Annotated in this window: 15 protein-coding genes; 12 read left to right on the top strand and 3 right to left on the bottom strand. The window is 43.6% G+C overall.

Annotated elements, in window-relative coordinates; genetic code table 11:
* The first annotated feature begins 62 nt into the window (after positions 1–62).
* Together DWW86_RS14090 and DWW86_RS14085 are read left to right on the top strand one after the other, a co-directional pair.
* Positions 63–842, top strand: coding sequence for a protein-ADP-ribose hydrolase (locus DWW86_RS14090; protein ID WP_117943748.1), 780 nt, complete (start codon positions 63–65; stop codon positions 840–842).
* Between the two features lie 71 nt (positions 843–913).
* A complete protein-coding gene (locus DWW86_RS14085; protein WP_117943747.1) occupies positions 914–1,402 on the top strand; it encodes an ureidoglycolate lyase in 489 nt (162 codons plus the stop codon).
* Between the two features lie 35 nt (positions 1,403–1,437).
* Here DWW86_RS14085 and DWW86_RS14080 read toward each other — a convergent pair whose 3' ends face one another.
* Entirely contained in the window at positions 1,438–2,838 is a 1,401-nt protein-coding gene (locus tag DWW86_RS14080) for a sodium-dependent transporter (RefSeq protein ID WP_117943746.1), read from the bottom strand.
* A gap of 285 nt (positions 2,839–3,123) precedes the next feature.
* On the opposite strand from DWW86_RS14080, the gene DWW86_RS14075 reads away from it, so the two are divergent.
* From DWW86_RS14075 to DWW86_RS14040, 8 genes are all read left to right on the top strand, one after another.
* Complete coding sequence (locus tag DWW86_RS14075) at positions 3,124–3,828, top strand: HAD family hydrolase (protein ID WP_117943745.1); 705 nt, start codon at positions 3,124–3,126, stop codon at positions 3,826–3,828.
* Positions 3,829–3,914: 86 nt separating this feature from the next.
* A complete protein-coding gene (locus tag DWW86_RS14070) occupies positions 3,915–4,373 on the top strand; it encodes a ferritin-like domain-containing protein (protein ID WP_117943744.1) in 459 nt (152 codons plus the stop codon).
* Between the two features lie 224 nt (positions 4,374–4,597).
* The gene (locus DWW86_RS14065) at positions 4,598–5,461 is read left to right on the top strand and encodes a substrate-binding domain-containing protein (RefSeq protein WP_117943743.1); all 864 of its coding nucleotides are present in this window, start codon (positions 4,598–4,600) and stop codon (positions 5,459–5,461) included.
* 129 nt (positions 5,462–5,590) lie between these two features.
* Positions 5,591–6,448 (top strand): phosphate ABC transporter permease subunit PstC, encoded by an 858-nt coding sequence (gene pstC / locus DWW86_RS14060; RefSeq protein ID WP_072523394.1) that lies wholly within the window; start codon positions 5,591–5,593, stop codon positions 6,446–6,448.
* On the top strand, positions 6,438–7,343 hold the full coding sequence (gene pstA / locus DWW86_RS14055; RefSeq protein WP_072522206.1) for a phosphate ABC transporter permease PstA: 906 nt from the start codon (positions 6,438–6,440) through the stop codon (positions 7,341–7,343). Before pstC ends, pstA begins: the two co-directional genes overlap by 11 nt.
* Positions 7,344–7,349: 6 nt before the next feature.
* Positions 7,350–8,108 carry a phosphate ABC transporter ATP-binding protein PstB gene (gene pstB / locus DWW86_RS14050; RefSeq protein WP_072522205.1) on the top strand — a complete coding sequence of 253 codons (759 nt, stop codon included), beginning with the start codon at positions 7,350–7,352 and terminating at the stop codon, positions 8,106–8,108.
* A 2-nt stretch (positions 8,109–8,110) separates the two neighbouring features.
* Positions 8,111–8,764 carry a phosphate signaling complex protein PhoU gene (gene phoU, locus DWW86_RS14045; RefSeq protein ID WP_072522204.1) on the top strand — a complete coding sequence of 218 codons (654 nt, stop codon included), beginning with the start codon at positions 8,111–8,113 and terminating at the stop codon, positions 8,762–8,764.
* A gap of 4 nt (positions 8,765–8,768) precedes the next feature.
* Entirely contained in the window at positions 8,769–10,439 is a 1,671-nt protein-coding gene (locus DWW86_RS14040; RefSeq protein WP_117943742.1) for a sensor histidine kinase, read from the top strand.
* Positions 10,440–10,492: 53 nt separating this feature from the next.
* On the opposite strand, the gene DWW86_RS14035 is transcribed toward DWW86_RS14040, so the two are convergent.
* Both DWW86_RS14035 and DWW86_RS14030 read right to left on the bottom strand, forming a co-directional pair.
* Positions 10,493–10,681: a hypothetical protein gene (locus DWW86_RS14035; protein WP_072522202.1), complete on the bottom strand. Its 189-nt coding sequence runs from the start codon at positions 10,679–10,681 to the stop codon at positions 10,493–10,495.
* Between the two features lie 111 nt (positions 10,682–10,792).
* Positions 10,793–11,653, bottom strand: a complete 861-nt coding sequence (locus DWW86_RS14030; RefSeq protein WP_072522201.1) for a class I SAM-dependent methyltransferase — start codon at positions 11,651–11,653, stop codon at positions 10,793–10,795.
* Positions 11,654–11,976: 323 nt separating this feature from the next.
* Here DWW86_RS14030 and DWW86_RS14025 point away from each other — a divergent pair, with 323 nt between their 5' ends.
* On the top strand, positions 11,977–13,266 hold the full coding sequence (locus DWW86_RS14025) for an aspartate aminotransferase type Ic (protein ID WP_117943741.1): 1,290 nt from the start codon (positions 11,977–11,979) through the stop codon (positions 13,264–13,266).
* A gap of 58 nt (positions 13,267–13,324) precedes the next feature.
* Positions 13,325–14,758 (top strand): L,D-transpeptidase family protein, encoded by a 1,434-nt coding sequence (locus tag DWW86_RS14020; protein ID WP_117943740.1) that lies wholly within the window; start codon positions 13,325–13,327, stop codon positions 14,756–14,758.
* Positions 14,759–14,835: the final 77 nt, after the last annotated feature.

Below are 14,835 nucleotides of genomic sequence, written 5' to 3'. Positions count from 1 at the left end.
ATGGGAGAAAGGAGAATAATCCATTAACCTCATAAGAGGATAACTGGATTATACGTGATGTTATGAACCAGAGTGAGAGAAGAAGATACCTGATCCAGGAGTTATTAAACGAGCAAAAAGAATACAGTAATTATTCAATCCCGGAAGATTCGCAGGGGCAGAAAGATCTGCTCCGTGGACTTCTTAATGTACGTGCACCGAAGATGCTCAGTAGAGAATTTCTGAAGATTCAGGATGAGTATTTGAAAGAAGAGACAGAGAAAAAAGGCATTACAGAGCTTGCTGATCTCACTCCGGTCGAGCAGGGAATCTATCTCTGGCAGGGTGATATTACTACGCTTCGCTGTGACGCGATCGTCAATGCGGCGAACAGTGGAATGACTGGATGTTATGCGCCAAATCATAAATGTATCGACAACTGCATCCACACTTTTGCAGGTGCGCAGCTTCGCTATGAATGCGCACAGATGATGAAAGCACAGGGGCATGAGGAACCGACAGGGCAGGCGAAGATCACTGCCGCATATAATCTGCCGTGTCGTTATGTCCTGCATACGGTAGGTCCGATCATTTATGGCAGAGTAACGGAGAAAGACTGTGAACTGCTTGCCGGAAGTTATCGTTCCTGTCTCGAACTTGCAGTACAGAATCATCTTGAAAGTGTAGCATTCTGCTGCATTTCCACAGGTGAATTTCATTTCCCGAAGGAACGCGCAGCCGAGATTGCCGTTCGGACAGTGAGAGAATTTTTACAAAAAGAAACCAGCGTAAAAAAAGTAATTTTTAATGTATTTAAAGATTATGACAGGGAAATATACGAACATACACTGGCAAAAAAATAAGGAAATATGCTATACTGAATGTATTGAAATTATCAATGGGGTTTCTTACAAAACAAGAGGAGGTTTTTCCAATGAGAGAAGTAAAAGCAGTAAAAATCAATGCAGCAGATTTTGCACCATATGGCACATTCTGTAACATGACAGAGCCGGAGGGATATCCGCTGTCAGGAGAAATCCATAAGTTTTATCCGGACCGCATTTCTGGAACCTGTGTGGGAAGCATGGCATTTTCTCCAATTGCAGTCCGTAAGGATGAAAGAGTTGTCAAAATGGCAGAATATCATACAACGACATGGGAAGGCATCGTGGCACTGGACGATGATATGATCATTCATGTTGCACCGGCATCCGGCGGTACACCTGTACCGGAACTGACGAAAGCTTTTATCGTTCCGAAAGGATACATGGTAAAAATCAATGCGGCAATCTGGCATCTCTGTCCACTTCCACTTAACAATGATGAGCTTCACGCGATGATCATTCTCCCGGAATGTACATACGCAAATGACTGTACAGTTGTTGAATTCGAAGAAAAAGACTGGTTCAAAATCACAGAATAAAAAATCCTCCGGGTTTATTGCCCGGGGGACTTTTTTCAGAAGATCAGATCTGTAAATCCGGTGGATACAAGGAACAGGATCAGCATTACGACCGGTACGACATAGCGGATCATAAAGCGGTACAGACCGGCACGTTTGAAATGCTCATTGTTTCGTTCTACTTCACAGACGATCCAGTCAGGTCCGATTACCCAGCCGATCAGAATACTGGTCAGCAGAGAAATAAACGGCATCAGGAAGCTGTTGCTGATGTAGTCCATGACATCAAGAAGCTGTCCGACGGAACCATTTGGAAGGCTAAGTTCGAAATACAGTTTGTTGTATCCGAGACAGATCAGAATTGCGGTGATCAGCGAATAAATACCGACAGCACCGCACATTCTTTTGCGAGGTTTATGGTAAAGTTCCATACAGTTAGCAACCAGGGTTTCCATGACGGAAACGCAGGATGTCAGTGCCGCAAAGCCCATCATCAGGAAGAACGCGACTGCAACAGGACGGCCGAGGACTCCCATGGCATTGAAGACTTTGGGCAGTGAGATAAAGATCAGGCTCGGTCCGGAAGCCATGCCGTCTGTGCCGAGAAATACGAATACAGCCGGGATGATCATCATTCCTGCAAGAAAAGCAACACCTGTATCAAAAATCTCAATCTGGTTGGTTGCCTTGTTCAGATTGACTTCATTTTTTACATAGGATCCATAAGTGATCATGATACCCATGGAAACGCTCAGAGAAAAGAATAACTGGCTCATGGCATCCAGAAGAATTTCAAGAAAGCGCTTCACGGTAAGACCGTTGAAATCAGGCGTTATATAAAAAGCAAGTCCCTGCAGACCTGTACGGACACTTCCGTCTGTATCGGTGTGTGTCAGAGTCAGTGAAAAGATTGCGATGATCAGGATAAGTAAAATCAGGCCAGGCATAATGATCTTTGAAAACTGTTCAATTCCTTTTTCTACGCCACGATATACGATCCATGCAGTCAGAGCAAGAAAGACCAGCATAAACACGATCGGAGCAATGTCTGAGGTGATAAAAGATGTAAAATATCCGTCAGTTGCGGCATCTTTTCCATCAGAGATAATATAGGTAACAAAATATTTCGTGATCCATCCGCCGATGACAGAGTAATATGTCATGATCAATGTCGGCACAAGAAATGTCAGTTTACCGAGAAACTTCCATTTCGGATTGAGCGCTTCAAACGCCCGGAGTGCATTTTTCTTGGTTTTTCGCCCAATCGCAACATCTGTTGTGAGCAGAACAAATCCGAAGGTAAGCACCAGGACCAGATAAACCAGCAGGAACAGACCGCCGCCGTCTTTCGCACAGAGATATGGGAAGCGCCATATATTTCCCACACCCACGGCGCTTCCGGCTGCGGCAAGAACGAAACCGATCGAGCCGGAAAAACTACTTCCTTTTTCTTTCATTTTTAATTCCCCCTGCAAATTGAATTAAGGGCCAGGAAAACCTGACCCGTTAAGTCTATTTTAGCAGAAAAGAACAGAAGTGCAACCGGTAAAAATAATGCCTGAAGTACAGTTTCGTGTTTGTGAAACAGAACTGTACAGATCAGTACCGTAAGGCAGGTCATATGCATAATCCAGAAGAAGTGTACTGACGTTGCTTCCGGCTGTCTTCTGTATTGTAAAGGTATCTTACTGCATTTAGACTGAAAAATGATGAGGGGTTACAAAAAACAAAGGAGAATTTACATGGATCATAAGATAAAAGTCCTCTTTCTGGATATTGACAACACACTTCTGGATTTTGATGCAGGTGCTGCATGGGCGATGAATCTGTGCTTTAAAAAAGCAGGACTTAAGTACCGTCCGGAAATGTTTGCGGTATTTAAAGAAGAAAATAATAAAATCTGGCGGCGGATCGAACTCGGGGAACTGACGATGGACGACCTCTTTTATGTACGCTGGCAGACGGTGCTCCGGCATCTCGGACTTAGCGCGGACGGTGTGGAGATGGAGAAAGAATTCCGCAGGCTTCTCCATTTAAGTGCAGTCCCGGAAGAGGGGGCAAAAGATATTCTCAAGTATTTATATAAGAAGAAATATTGCCTTTGTGCTGCAAGCAACGGTCCTTATGACCAGCAGATCAACCGTCTGAAAAGTGCGGATATGCTGAAATATTTTACACACTGTTTTGTTTCTGAGACAGTCGGAGCGGACAAGCCCAGCCGGCAGTTTTTTGACGGCTGCATGAAGGAATTTACGGATGTTCTGCCATCGGAATGTATGATGATCGGAGATTCCCTGACCGCAGATATTGAAGGTGGACAGGCTTACGGGATGTCCACATGCTGGTTTGTGCACTCTGGGGATAAAAGTGCCATTCAGCAAAATAATGGTGGAAAAGTAGTTGATCATATCATCTATGAGCTTGCTGAACTGAAAAATATCTTATAAAAAAGATTTCCGGAATCATGCATAAAATCCGTTTTTTTCCAGATACTATCACCGTATTGCAAATAAAAAGAGAGGAAGCGGATACGATGATATTAAAAGAAAAAGAACGCACAACGATTCAGGACTTACAGACACAGGAAAAAAGCTGTATTGAAAAATACGGAAGATATGCACAGCAGGCAAAAGATCCGGAACTGAAAAATCTTTTCCGGACTTTGCAGCAGAAAGAAAGAGAGCATTACGAATCTCTGGATCGTGTACTTCGCGGAGAAGTTCCGCAGTGTAACTGTAACGACAGTGACGGCAGGGACTATCAGCCGAAAGCTGCTTATACTGCAATGAGTTCTCCGGAGGACAAACAGCAGGATTCTTTTCTGGCAACTGACTGTATTGCGACAGAAAAGCTTGTTTCCGGAGAATATAATTCAGAAGTGTTTGTTTTTGGTGACAGTGGTGTGCGCAAACTGCTTGCAGACATTCAGGTAGAAGAGCAGAACCACGCAGAGATGCTTTACAAGTACAAAACCGTAAACGGTATGGTATAAAATACAACAACAGAATATAATAACAAAAAGCATATAAATGCTCCTGGACGGCAATTAACAAGGCTGTCTGAGGAGCTTTTTTGCGTTATGCTGTCAAAAATAAAAATTCATTTTTACAAACATTTTACAGTGTTATGATTATGCATTTTACTTTTTCCTCTTATACTTGCACTTGTCAATGAGGAAAACAATTGAATATAGCAAAATAAAGAGGAGATTTTATCATGAAGAAAAAATTTTTAGCAATTGTTACAGCAGCACTTATCGGAACAACCGCATTCGCAGCAACTGCAAGCGCAGCAAGCGGAACTATTGATGTAATTTCACGAGAAGACGGATCCGGAACAAGAGGAGCATTCATCGAACTGTTCGGAATCGAAGAAAAACAGGGTGATGAAAAAGTCGACATGACAACAGAAGATGCAAGTATCACAAACAGTACTTCCGTTATGATGACAACAGTTGCAGGTGATGAGAATGCAATCGGTTACATTTCCCTTGGTTCCCTGAATGATACAGTAAAAGCAGTAAAGATTGACGGTGCAGAAGCATCCGCAGAAAACGTAGCAAATGATACATACAAAGTATCCCGTCCATTCAACATCATAACAACTGACAAACTCAGCGATGCAGCAAAAGATTTCGAAAACTACATTCTCAGTTCTGACGGACAGCAGATCGTAGAAGACAACGGATACATCAAAGTAGCTGATGATGCTAAAGCATATGAGCAGAGTGATGCAGAAGGTAAAGTCGTTGTAGCTGGTTCTTCTTCCGTAACACCGGTTATGGAAAAACTGAAAGAAGCATATGAAAAAGCAAACGGCGGCAAGATCACAGTAGAAGTACAGCAGAGCGATTCCACAACAGGTATCACATCCGCAGCAGAAGGCATCTGTGACATCGGTATGGCATCCCGTGAACTGAAAGATGAAGAAACAACTGAAAATCTTACAGCAACTGAAATTGCAAGAGACGGCATCGCAGTTGTAGTAAACAATGACAATGATATTGATGAGCTGACCAGTGATCAGGTAAAAGCAATCTTCACAGGTGAGACAACAGACTGGGAAGATCTGGCTAAATAAGTAAGACCGATACAAAACGACAGAAGATGAAGCCCGGGTCACCGGGCTTCGTGTATGTCCTGCATTACATATCAGGGACGTGCCGGCGGTGTGCATCCGATGATAATTATGAGAGAGGAAGAGTCCTGTATGAATAGATTTAAAGAACAGGCCATGAAAATTGTTTTTATGGTGGCTGCCTGTGCTTCAGTCCTGGCAGTATTTCTGATTTGTTTGTTTCTGTTTGCCAATGGAATTCCGGCGATTGCCAAGATCGGACCGCTGAAATTCTTACTCGGAACAGTCTGGAAACCATCCAATGACAAATTTGGAATTTTCCCGATGATAATTGCCAGTATTTATGTAACAGGCGGCGCAATTCTGGTGGGTGTACCGATTGCCTTACTTACATCTGTATTTATGGCACGCTACTGTCCGCAGAAAATTTATCGTCCGCTGAAATCCGGAATTGAGCTGATGGCAGGAGTTCCTTCCATAGTTTATGGTTTCTTTGGTCTTGTACTGATGGTACCGCTTATTCGAAATACCTTCGGAGGAACCGGTACAAGCTGGCTGGCAGCATCCCTTCTTCTGGGAATCATGATTCTGCCGACAATTATCGGACCGACAGAATCCGCTCTTCGAAGTGTACCGGAAAGCTATTATGAAGGTTCACTTGCACTGGGGGCAACGAAAGAAAGAAGTATTTTTGTGGTTATGCTTCCGGCAGCAAAATCCGGTATTCTGGCAGCTGTAGTTCTCGGAATCGGTCGTGCGATCGGTGAGACAATGGCAGTGATCATGGTAGCCGGAAACCAGGCAAGAATGCCTGCAGGTTTACTCAAAGGTCTTCGTACAATGACAGCAAATATCGTAACTGAAATGGGTTATGCAACCGGACTTCACAGAGAAGCACTGATTGCAACAGGAGTTGTACTTTTTGTATTTATCCTGATCATCAACCTGAGTCTTTCTTTACTGAACAGGAGGTCAGAGAATGCAAACTAATACAGCAGTAGTTGAACCGACGGTGGAAAATATGAAAAAAAGAAATCAGACATCAACAGCAGACCGCATTCATTCGTATCTGCGTCATCCGGGCTCCGGAGTACTTGTCCTTCTCACGATCGGGGCGGCAATAGTTACTTTTGCAGTATTATTTTTTCTGGTAGCATATATCCTCGTAAAAGGTATCCCGTATCTGACACCGGATCTTTTTAGCCTGGAATATACATCCGACAATGTATCTCTTATGCCATCACTGATCAATACCTTTATCATGACAGCTTTATCGCTGGTGATTGCTGCACCGCTCGGAATTTTCGCGGCAATTTATCTTGTAGAATATGCAAAAAAAGGCAATAAACTGGTACAGGTTATTCGTATTACGGCAGAGACACTCTCTGGTATTCCGTCTATCGTATATGGTCTGTTTGGTATGCTGTTTTTTGTAACAGCACTTCATTGGGGAATGTCACTTCTGGCAGGTGCATGTACCCTTGTTATAATGGTACTTCCGTTGATTATGAGAACCGCAGAAGAAGCATTGAAAGCAGTTCCGGATTCTTACAGAGAGGCAAGCTTCGGTCTGGGAGCAGGCAAGCTTCGTACGATTTTTACGATCGTGCTGCCGTCTGCAGTACCTGGAATCCTTGCAGGAATCATCCTTGCAATCGGACGTATTATTGGCGAAACAGCAGCTCTTCTTTACACTTCAGGAACGGTTGCACAGGTACCGAATCTGATGGGTTCCGGACGTACACTGGCACTTCATATGTATGTACTTTCCAGTGAAGGCCTTCACATGAATCAGGCATCTGCAACTGCGGTTGTGATCCTGTTATTTGTATTACTGATTAACGGTTTGTCCGGTATGGTGGCAAAACGTATCGCGAAAGGATAACGAAACATGAGTGATAATATTAAACTTTCTATTGAAGATATGAATCTCTATTACGGAAATTTTCATGCATTACATGATATCAATATGCATATTCCGGAAAAAGAAATAACCGCTTTTATCGGACCGAGTGGATGTGGAAAATCAACTCTTCTGAAGTCTCTGAACCGAATGAATGACCTTGTTGAGGGATGTAAAATTACTGGAAAAGTAGAACTTGACGGAGAAGATATTTATGGTGACATGGATGTAAATCTTCTCCGAAAAAGAGTCGGAATGGTATTCCAGAAACCGAATCCGTTCCCGATGAGTATTTATGATAATGTAGCTTACGGACCGAGAACACATGGCATCAGATCCAAGGCAAAGCTGGACGAAATCGTAGAAAAATCTCTTCGAGATGCAGCAATCTGGGACGAAGTCAAAGACAGATTAAAGAAAAGTGCGCTGGGTATGTCCGGTGGACAGCAGCAGAGACTTTGCATTGCTAGAGCACTGGCAGTTGAGCCGGAAGTGCTTCTGATGGATGAGCCGACATCTGCACTTGATCCGATTTCTACATCAAAGATCGAAGAGCTTGCAATGGAATTAAAAGGAAAATATACGATTGTGATCGTTACGCATAATATGCAGCAGGCGACCCGAATTTCTGATAAAACAGCATTCTTTCTTCTGGGAGAAGTTGTAGAATTCAGCGATACAGATACTCTGTTTTCCATGCCGAAAGATAAGAGAACAGAGGACTATATTACAGGGAGGTTTGGTTGATTATGGCAACGCATTTCGAACGGCAGCTTGAAGCACTCCATGTGCAGATCATCACGATGGGAAGCTTTTGCGAAAAAGCAATTTCTCTTTCTAATAAAGCAATCCGGGGTGAGGATTGTATTAAAGCAATTTTTGAGACAGACAGAGAAATTGATACAAAAGAACGTGAGATTGAGAATCTCTGTATGCGTATCCTGCTTCACCAGCAGCCGGTAGCAAGAGATTTACGAGAGGTTTCCGCAGCACTGAAAATGATCTCAGATATGGAACGAATCGGAGATCAGGCAGCAGATATTGCAGATCTTTCAAAGTATATTGATGAGAAACATGTTGAAATTCCTCCGCTTATCGGAAAGATGGCAGAAATGACGGTCAACATGGTCACAGAAAGCGTTGATGCCTTTGTAAAACGTGATCTGGAACTCTGCCGAAAAGTAATCGATGATGATGATCAGGTAGATGATGCATTTAATCAGATCAAAGAGGAACTGGCAGAGCTGATGTACCAGAATCTGGATGCAAAAGCAGGACTGGATCTTTTAATGACTGCAAAATATATGGAACGAATCGGAGATCATGCGGTGAATATTGCTGAGTGGGTTGAGTATGCGATTACAGGCGAACACAGAAACAATGAGCACCAAATGGGAGGCTGATAACGTGACAAAGAAAATCTTTAAATCAAATATACTGGTGGCAGTGGTTGTGCTGATATTTGGGATTGCATGTGTGATGGCAATCCTTTATCAGCATTTCGGCAAACAGATCAATACAGAACTGGAAAAAGAGGCAACTTATCTGGCATATGGAGTAGAACAGAACGGCATGGATTATCTGAATCAGATTAAAGAAAAAGATGACCGTATTACGTATATCGCAGAGGACGGAACGGTTCTTTATGATAATCAGGCAGATTCTTCTTCTATGGAAAATCACAGTGACCGTAAAGAAGTTCAGGAAGCGCTGAAATCAGGAAGCGGACGTGCAGAACGTGATTCAAAAACACTGTCACAGAAGACGATATACTATGCACTGCGCCTCTCAGACAATACAGTGCTTCGTGTTTCCAGTACACAGTTCTCAGTATGGGTGCTTCTTATGGAGATGGTGCCGCCGATGATCGGTATTGCAGTCGTGATGCTGATACTGGCCGGTCTTGTGTCTATGCATATGGCAAATAAAATTGTGGAGCCGATCAATAATGTAGATCTTGAGCATCCGGAGGAAAATCAGATTTATGAAGAAGTAGGCCCTCTTTTAAGTAAGATATATAAGCAGAACAGACAGATCAGAAGCCAGCTGGAAGCAGCCAGACGAAATCAGGAAGAGTTTACGATAATTACAGAAAATATGCAGGAAGGTCTCCTTGTGATCGACAGTTATACAATGATCCTGTCGGGAAATTCCAGTGTATGGAAAATGTTTCAAATGCAGAAACCAAAGATTGGGGAATGCGTTTATTCGCTGAACCGTGGTGAAGAATTCCGTCTTATGATCGAACAGGTTCTGCGTGGAGAACACGGAAGTGTACGCCTGCGTCTGGGCGGCGAAGTTGTTCAGATGATCGCGAACCCTGTTACCAGAGAACAACGGGTGGCAGGTGCAGTACTTCTACTGATCAACGAAACGGAAAAGGTGGAACGTGAACAGCTGCGCAGAGAATTTTCAGCAAATGTTTCGCATGAGCTGATGACGCCTCTGACTGCAGTATCCGGTTTTGCAGAGATTATTCGAAACGGACTGGTCAGACAGGAAGATGTACAGAAATTTGCAGGCAGAATTTATGATGAAGCCCAGCGCCTGATCGCGTTGATCGAGGATACGATCCGTGTATCTCAGCTTGATGAGGGAGAAACTCCGTATGACTGGGAAGAGCTGGATGTGTGTCAGGTTGTCAGAAATGTGTGTGGCAGACTAAAAGAGATTGCTGATAAGAAAAACGTTCATTTTTATATTGACGGGGATAAAACGATGCTGTACAGCGTGCGTCCGATTCTGGATGAAATCATTTATAATCTCTGCGATAATGGAATCAAATATAATAAAGAGGATGGTACAGTAAGCATTCATCTGCGTGATCTGGGTGAACAGGTAGAGATTCGAGTCAAAGATAACGGTATAGGAATCCCGGCAGAAGATCAGAAGCGCGTATTTGAAAGATTCTATCGCGTGGACAAGAGCCACTCCAAAGAAATCGGAGGTACCGGCCTGGGTCTTTCTATTGTAAAACATGGTGTAGGTTTCCTGGGAGGAACCCTGGATCTGGTCAGCGAGATCGGCAGAGGAACCGAGATTACCATGATCTTCCCGAAAAAACGGAAAACAGTTTAAGAACATAAAAAAGATACTGACGCAATTAAAAAAGCGTTCAGTATCTTTTTTGGTTAGTAGCAATATGCGCCTTCATAACTGTTGCAGGATTCTTTCTTACGGGAAAGATTCTCACAGGAGCTGCAGCGGTTGCAGAATTCCTGTTCATAACAGGTGGCGCAGACACAATTCCCACAGTTGCTGCGGTCATAGGCCGGAGTACAGGTGTAGGGAAGAGTATCGTTTGGGCGTTCTTCCGTCATTATTTTCACCTCTCCTGATACGTTTTTGATAACTGTATTATATCTCTGTATATCAACAGATTCAAGAAAATAATGAGAAAAATTATTAATTTTCAGAAGAATTAAAATATTCTATTTTGCTTCCCAGCGTCCGGAAGCACCACATGGAAGTACCAGTCCGTTGGATGTTACAGGAAGTCCGATTTCCTGAGAATCAACATGTCCGTCGAAGTCCTTAAGTTCTGTTGAAAGCATGTAGGTCAGCACAGCCGGTGCAAGTCCCGTTGTATAGGAGTTGATCAGGAAAAACAGTGGATTCGGGCTTAAAAGCTTTACGCACAGCTTGATGAGCGGATGAATTGCATCTTCGATCTTCCAGATCTCACCTTTTGGTCCACGGCCGTAAGAAGGTGGATCCATGATGATCGCATCGTAGTGATTTCCACGTCGGATCTCACGTTCTACAAATTTTACACAGTCATCAACGAGCCAGCGGATCGGTGCTTCGGAGAGTCCGGATGCAGCCGCATTTTCTTTTGCCCAGTTGACCATACCTTTGGAGGCATCAACATGTGTAACATGTGCGCCGGCAGCGGCAGCAGCCAGAGTCGCACCGCCTGTATAGGCAAAAAGATTCAGAACTTTGACCGGACGGCCTGCGTTACGGATCTTATCTCCGAACCAGTCCCAGTTGACTGCCTGTTCCGGAAAAAGTCCGGTATGTTTGAAACTGAATGGTTTCAGATGGAAGGTCAGATCTTTGTAATGAAGATCCCATTGCTGCGGAAGATCAAAGAATTCCCATTCCCCGCCGCCTTTTTTGCTTCTGTGGTAGTGGGCGTTCATGTTTTTCCAGCCACGGCTTACCTTCGGGGTATCCCAGATAACCTGCGGGTCCGGGCGCACCAGCGTATATTTGCCCCAGCGCTCCAGTTTCTCGCCGCAGGAAGTGTCAATTACTTCGTATTCTTTCCAGTCATTTGCAATCCACATATATATGATAACCTTTCTTATAGTCTTATTTATATAGTAAAATATCTCTATCTCATCAGTATAGGTGAATCGTGACGATTCCGCAAGTAAAACTATGTAGTTTCGGGTATACAGACGATACATTTTGCGGAAATTCGTTCAAATTCGCACTTTATCACTTTGATTTGAAAAAATTTTTTACAAATAGAGAGGTGGCGGGGCTTGACAAGCAGTACTTTACAATACTAAAATATATGGGATAATAATTTAAGATCAAAAAGCTATTTAAGATGAAAGAATTTTTGCCGGGACAGGATTCTGGAAGCGGCACGAGGAGGACGAATATGCAGAAATACAGTGAGATGAGTAAAGAACAGCTTCAGGCTCTTAAGAAAGAGCTGGATCAGCAGTACGCAGAAATTAAGGCACAGGGACTGGCCCTTGATATGTCACGTGGTAAGCCGTCAGTTGATCAGCTGAATATTTCCATGGATATGATGGATGTTCTGTCAAGCAGCACAGACCTGAGATGCGAGACAGGTGTTGACTGTCGTAACTATGGTGTCATGGATGGTATTCCGGAAGCCAAACGTCTTCTCGGAGAGATTTCCGAAGTAGATCCGGAACACATTATTATTTACGGAAACTCCAGTCTGAATGTTATGTTTGATACTGTATCACGTTCTATGACTCATGGTGTTATGGGAAATACTCCATGGTGTAAACTGGATAAAGTAAAATTTCTCTGTCCGGTTCCGGGATATGACCGCCACTTCAAGATTACAGAATTTTTCGGTATCGAGATGATCAATGTGCCGATGTCACCGGAAGGCCCGGATATGGATATGGTTGAGAAACTTGTAAGCGAAGATCCGGCAATCAAAGGTATCTGGTGTGTACCGAAATACTCTAATCCGCAGGGATATACTTATTCTGAAGAAACCGTAAAACGTTTTGCACGTCTGAAACCGGCATCACCGGATTTCCGTATCTACTGGGACAATGCGTACAGTGTACATCATCTTTATGATGACGAGAAAGAACAGGATTTCCTGCTTGAGATTCTGGATGAGTGCGCAAAGGCCGGCAATCCGGATATGGTTTACAAATTTACTTCAACTTCCAAGATCAGCTTCCCTGGTTCCGGTATCGCTGCATTAGCTGCATCAAAAGCAAACCTTGATGATATTCGTAAATATATTACAGTACAGACCATCGGACATGATAAACTGAATCAGCTCCGTCATGTAAAATTCTTCAAGAATCTTGACGGTGTTCATGCACACATGAGCAGGCATGCAGCAATCCTCCGTCCGAAATTTGAGATGGTAGAGGCAACTCTCGAGAAAGAACTCGGCGGACTCGGAATCGGAGAATGGACAACTCCGAAGGGAGGTTACTTCATTTCTTTCGAATCCATGGATGGATGCGCGAAAAGAATTGTAGCAATGGCAAAAGAAGCCGGTGTCGTAATGACCGGAGCAGGAGCTACCTATCCATATGGTAAAGATCCAAAGGACAGCAATATCCGTATTGCTCCGTCTTTCCCACCAATTGACGAGCTGGAAAAGGCTGCGAAGGTTTTCGTTGTCTGCGTAAAACTTGCCAGCGTAGAGAAACTTCTGGCAGAATAAAATTCTGACTTGAACAGCAATAATAAAATTTCATAGCCGCGAACGTTAAGGAGGCGCCATGACGGAAGAAAACAAGAGTATGGACAAAGGAAGAAAACTACTGATCGGTTTAATCATTGTACTGCTCCTGCTTACCGCAGGCGCCTACTTTTTTGGTGTATATTATTTTACCGGGCATTTTCTTCCTGGGTCACAGGTGAATGGTTTTAATTGTTCTTACATGACTGAGGACGAGACCGAAAATCTTCTGAAACAAAAGACTGCAGTTTATGCACTTGCGGTGCGTACAAGAGGAGACGGTCAGGAGGGAATCACAGCAGAAGAAATCAACCTTCAATATACATCAGATGGCAGTGTCAGGAAGCTTTTGCATGACCAGAATCGTTTTATCTGGTTCCTTGCATTCAGCCAGCAGCAGACTTATGAATTGCCGGCTTCGGTATCGTATGACGAAGATCTGTTTAAGAAGAAGATCGACAGCCTGAAGTGCCTTCAGAATAATATAGAGCCGGAGGATGCCTATATCAGAGAGCTGGAGGATAGTTTCGAAGTCATTCCTGAGATTGAAGGTACAAAGATTGATTATGAAAAGCTGATGGAAGACATTTCTAATGCGGTCAGGACAGGTCGTACAGTTGCAGAGCTGGAAGCTGACGGTTGTTATATCAACCCGACAGCCTATGCATCGGATCTTACTAAGGACTGTGAGCAGATGAATGATCTGACCGATGTTGTGGTGACTTATGATTTCAGTGACCGTAAAGAGACGGTAGATCGTTCTGTGATAAAGGGCATGCTTGACAGAGATGAAAATGATAATCTGGTCGTGAGTAAGGATGCAGTAGCTGCTTATGTGGCAGATCTTGCCGGTAAATATGATACGGCAGGTACAGAACGGGCATTTTCTACATATGATAACAGAGATATCACTGTATCCGGTGGAAATTACGGATGGGTGATCGACCAGCAAAAAGAAGCCGATGCACTGTACAAAGACATCACAGAGAAAAAAACTGAGGTGCGTGAACCGATCTACGAGCAGGAAGCTGCCAGCAGAAAGATAAATGATATAGGATATTCTTATATTGAAATTGACCTGAGTGCCCAAAGAATGGTATTATATCAGAGTGGAAGTCCGGTGGTGGATACCGGGCTGGTGGCAGACAGCAGTACGCTGACCGGTGTATATGCACTGGGAGAAAAAGAATCTTCTGCAGTACCAGGCGGTAGAGATGGTGAAACAGTAGATTTCTGGATGCCATTTACAGACAAAACAGGCATATATGGAAAAGCAGGTCTGGATGTAAACGGATATGATTTTTCAGATGATGCGGATATCGCAGCTTTCGGAAGTGACGATGAGAATAGTGGAACCAGCGTATTTTCAGAGCCGAAATCATCCACAGAGGGCTGTATAGCGGTACCTGAAGAGCAGGCGCAGTTAATTTATCAGACAGTAGAAGCTGGAATACCGGTTGTCATATATAAGTGATCATAACTGTGAAAAGACAAAACAGTGTAACCAGTACAGCAAAGGAGCTGCAGGGATTCTGAGAGGGATCTTTGCAG

It is taken from the genome of Ruminococcus sp. AF17-22AC (genome assembly GCF_003460065.1).
GTDB lineage: Bacteria > Bacillota > Clostridia > Lachnospirales > Lachnospiraceae > Blautia_A.
This window is presented reverse-complemented; position numbering and strand designations above follow the sequence as displayed.

What these genes read in the sequence shown, in the direction of transcription:
- DWW86_RS14090 (WP_117943748.1), top strand. Translation starts at nt 63, where the DNA reads ATGAACCAGAGTGAGAGAAGAAGATACCTGATCCAGGAGTTATTAAAC.
- DWW86_RS14085 (WP_117943747.1), top strand. Translation starts at nt 914, where the DNA reads ATGAGAGAAGTAAAAGCAGTAAAAATCAATGCAGCAGATTTTGCACCA.
- DWW86_RS14080 (WP_117943746.1), bottom strand. Translation starts at nt 2,838, where the DNA reads ATGAAAGAAAAAGGAAGTAGTTTTTCCGGCTCGATCGGTTTCGTTCTT.
- DWW86_RS14075 (WP_117943745.1), top strand. Translation starts at nt 3,124, where the DNA reads ATGGATCATAAGATAAAAGTCCTCTTTCTGGATATTGACAACACACTT.
- DWW86_RS14070 (WP_117943744.1), top strand. Translation starts at nt 3,915, where the DNA reads ATGATATTAAAAGAAAAAGAACGCACAACGATTCAGGACTTACAGACA.
- DWW86_RS14065 (WP_117943743.1), top strand. Translation starts at nt 4,598, where the DNA reads ATGAAGAAAAAATTTTTAGCAATTGTTACAGCAGCACTTATCGGAACA.
- pstC (WP_072523394.1), top strand. Translation starts at nt 5,591, where the DNA reads ATGAATAGATTTAAAGAACAGGCCATGAAAATTGTTTTTATGGTGGCT.
- pstA (WP_072522206.1), top strand. Translation starts at nt 6,438, where the DNA reads ATGCAAACTAATACAGCAGTAGTTGAACCGACGGTGGAAAATATGAAA.
- pstB (WP_072522205.1), top strand. Translation starts at nt 7,350, where the DNA reads ATGAGTGATAATATTAAACTTTCTATTGAAGATATGAATCTCTATTAC.
- phoU (WP_072522204.1), top strand. Translation starts at nt 8,111, where the DNA reads ATGGCAACGCATTTCGAACGGCAGCTTGAAGCACTCCATGTGCAGATC.
- DWW86_RS14035 (WP_072522202.1), bottom strand. Translation starts at nt 10,681, where the DNA reads ATGACGGAAGAACGCCCAAACGATACTCTTCCCTACACCTGTACTCCG.
- DWW86_RS14030 (WP_072522201.1), bottom strand. Translation starts at nt 11,653, where the DNA reads ATGTGGATTGCAAATGACTGGAAAGAATACGAAGTAATTGACACTTCC.
- DWW86_RS14025 (WP_117943741.1), top strand. Translation starts at nt 11,977, where the DNA reads ATGCAGAAATACAGTGAGATGAGTAAAGAACAGCTTCAGGCTCTTAAG.
- DWW86_RS14020 (WP_117943740.1), top strand. Translation starts at nt 13,325, where the DNA reads ATGACGGAAGAAAACAAGAGTATGGACAAAGGAAGAAAACTACTGATC.